Source organism: Vibrio sp. V08_P9A1T1 (assembly GCF_963874405.1).
Taxonomy (GTDB): domain Bacteria; phylum Pseudomonadota; class Gammaproteobacteria; order Enterobacterales; family Vibrionaceae; genus Vibrio; species Vibrio anguillarum.
In genome coordinates, this window is sequence record NZ_CAWNIB010000198.1 from 1 (window position 1) to 2,947 (window position 2,947).

Annotated in this window: 3 protein-coding genes; 2 read left to right on the forward strand and 1 reads right to left on the reverse strand. The window is 42.9% G+C overall.

The window, feature by feature from the left end; genetic code table 11:
- Positions 1-254: 254 nt before the first annotated feature.
- Positions 255-920, forward strand: a complete 666-nt coding sequence (gene mutH, locus AACT21_RS08345) for a DNA mismatch repair endonuclease MutH (protein WP_094163199.1) — start codon at positions 255-257, stop codon at positions 918-920.
- Positions 921-1,054: 134 nt separating this feature from the next.
- The gene (locus AACT21_RS08350; RefSeq protein ID WP_013857595.1) at positions 1,055-2,089 is read left to right on the forward strand and encodes an NADP(H)-dependent aldo-keto reductase; all 1,035 of its coding nucleotides are present in this window, start codon (positions 1,055-1,057) and stop codon (positions 2,087-2,089) included.
- A 37-nt stretch (positions 2,090-2,126) separates the two neighbouring features.
- On the opposite strand, the gene AACT21_RS08355 is transcribed toward AACT21_RS08350, so the two are convergent.
- Complete coding sequence (locus AACT21_RS08355; protein ID WP_010319130.1) at positions 2,127-2,378, reverse strand: hypothetical protein; 252 nt, start codon at positions 2,376-2,378, stop codon at positions 2,127-2,129.
- Between the last annotated feature and the right edge of the window lie 569 nt (positions 2,379-2,947).

A 2,947-nucleotide genomic window follows, 5' to 3' on the forward strand; every position in this document is an offset into this window, starting at 1 on the left:
TTCACAACATGCTCAAAGATCCACCAATTAGCTCGTTATCCACACCCCCACTCTAGTAGAAATAAGATTTACTGATTAAGAGGCCCACTCTCTCAAGCAAAACCCTGTAAATGCATACAGACAAACAAAAAATGGAATATTTTTCCGATCAACCTGTGGATAACTTGAATTGCGATGATCTTTTAAGCAAAAGAAACGACAGCACATTGTGTATAAGAATTTGCTACAATCGCGTTTTTATCATTCAAAGTATCATGAAAGCTGCACCTAAAACTGAACATGAATTAATGCTTAGAGCCCAAGACATTGCAGGCTTAAGCTTTAGTCAACTGGCCGAAGAAGCCAAGATGACCGTGCCCCCTGACTTAAAAAAAGATAAAGGATGGGTCGGTCAGCTATTAGAGTGGCATTTGGGTGCAACAGCAGGCAGCAAACCTCAGCAAGATTTCGAGCAATTAGGTATCGAGCTCAAAAGTATTCCAATCAGTTACACTGGAAAACCGCTCGAAACAACGTTTGTGTGTGTGGCCCCACTCACCGGTGTTCATGGTTTAACATGGGAGCAAAGCCACGTGCGAAATAAACTCTCTCGAGTACTGTGGATCCCAATAGAGGGTGAGCGAGAGATCCCCCTAGCCCAGCGCCATGTCGGATCGCCATTGCTATGGAGCCCTTCTCCTGCACAAGAACAGCAGCTAAAAAATGATTGGGAAGAACTGATGGAGTTCATCGTTCTTGGCAAAGTTGAGCAGATCACCGCTAAGCACGGTGAAGTATTACAGCTCAGGCCAAAAGCGGCAAACGGGCGAGCATTAACCGAAGCCTACGGTGCTAATGGCAAACCTATCAAAACCCTGCCACGAGGCTTTTATCTTCGAACTCAATTTACCGCGAGCATTCTTGAGCAACACTTTATTTAAAAGTGCTCGTTATTGCTCATGAAAAAACGTAACCGTTTGATCTTTCACTGCACAATTCGTTTCCGTTTCACTGCCATCTTCGCTTATAGTAAAAACGTCACACACTCCACCAGCGAGAGCATCAAGGAAGGAATATGCAATACACCAAACTGCCTCATTCCACACTGGAAGTGAGCAAGATCTGCTTAGGTACCATGACTTTTGGTGAACAAAATAGCCAACAACAAGCCTTTGAGCAGCTCGATTACGCCTTAGACCAAGGTGTGAATTTCATCGATACTGCGGAAATGTACCCAGTTCCCCCCAACGGTAAAACCCAAGGTCTGACCGAAAGCTATATTGGCAACTGGTTAGAAAAATCAGGTAAACGTGAAAAAGTGGTGTTAGCGACTAAAGTGGCAGGCCCGCGTAACGTGCCTCACATCCGCGAAAAGATGTCACTCGATAGACGCAACATTCATTTAGCGATTGATGATAGTTTAAGACGCTTAAAAACAGACTATGTCGATTTGTATCAATTACATTGGCCTCAACGCCAAACGAACATGTTCGGCCAACTTAACTACCCTTATCCTGATCAGCAAGAAGAAGTCACTTTAATCGAAACGCTCGAAGCGCTTAATGATCTCGTCAAGGCTGGAAAAGTGCGTTACATCGGTGTGTCAAATGATACCCCGTGGGGTGTGATGACGTTGCTAAAATTGGCAGAAAAACACGATCTAGCAAGAATTGTCTCTATCCAAAACCCTTATAATTTACTGAATCGCAGCTTTGAAATTGGCTTATCTGAGATTAGCCACTTCGAAGGTGTTCAACTGCTGGCTTACTCGCCACTGGCGTTTGGTTGCCTGAGTGGTAAATATTTAAATGGCGCAAGACCTGACGGTGCTCGGTGCAGCCTATTTGAACGCTTTTCTCGCTATTTTACGGCGCAAGGTGTACAAGCCACTCACGCTTATGTTGAGCTTGCTAACCAGTATGGCCTTGATCCAGCACAGATGGCGTTGGCGTTTGTCAATCAACGTCCGTTTGTCGCATCCAATATCATTGGCGCGACAAACCTAGAGCAGTTGAAAACAAATATCGATAGTTTAGATGTCGTACTCAGTAATGAATTGCTTCTTAAAATTCAAGAGATTGGGACGACTTACTCCAACCCTTGTCCGTAGATATCTTCGGGGCTAGCGAAGCCACTAGCCCCTCGTTTTACGTTGTTATTCGCATGCTTAACACACGGCGAAGATGACGAATATGACGTTCAGCTTTAATTGAGTCAGGGACTGAAACGCCAATAGCGCGTCCATCACTTTCTAAGCCAATGTCTTTAAGCAAGTGTTGGCTATTAAAAGGCAGCTCAAAAGCATGACGGCGAACATTTCGTTGCCATTGACGCTCTTCACGGCGTAAATCAGCACGGACCAGTAAAGTAGCAAGTTGTAAATAAATTGAATGACGCATGAGTATTCTCCAGTAGTAAACTAAACGTTGACGGCTGGAAAAATGGGGGCGAACAAGGTGGATTAACACTTTGATAAGCTGCCATTTTTCCGCAGCCTATCTCAAGGTTACGGATTAACTAAAAATCGGTGCCTTTTTTATCATCAAACATACGACAGGCGTCTGTAGTAAGAGACGATTTAGGCGCAGTAAGATCGATAGAAACGCGAACAGTATGAACAAAAACGAAATGATTCATGTTGCGCCTCCAAGCAAATAGTTAATCCAAAGTGAAATGAGTGTGTGAGCACGGCTCACGGTTAAATTCTATGCAACTGAGGTGATTATTCAACTCTTAATTTTCAAACAATTAAAAAACAATGCATTAACCTAAAATGAAAGCCGATGACAGCAAATAAGTGACATATTCAGCTAGAGAATAACTTATTCGCAAAAGATATGATTATAAAAAATGGCCACATGGATTAAATGTGGCCATTTTTACTTGAAGAATCATCAAGTTAATAGGTATTTTCAGTGATTAAGTTATGTTTATTAAGCAAGCGATACATAGTAGCTCTAGATACACC

Bases quoted from the DNA above. Each gene is read 5' to 3' on its own strand.
- mutH (WP_094163199.1), top strand. From the start codon at position 255: ATGAAAGCTGCACCTAAAACTGAACATGAATTAATGCTTAGAGCCCAA.
- AACT21_RS08350 (WP_013857595.1), top strand. From the start codon at position 1,055: ATGCAATACACCAAACTGCCTCATTCCACACTGGAAGTGAGCAAGATC.
- AACT21_RS08355 (WP_010319130.1), bottom strand. From the start codon at position 2,378: ATGCGTCATTCAATTTATTTACAACTTGCTACTTTACTGGTCCGTGCT.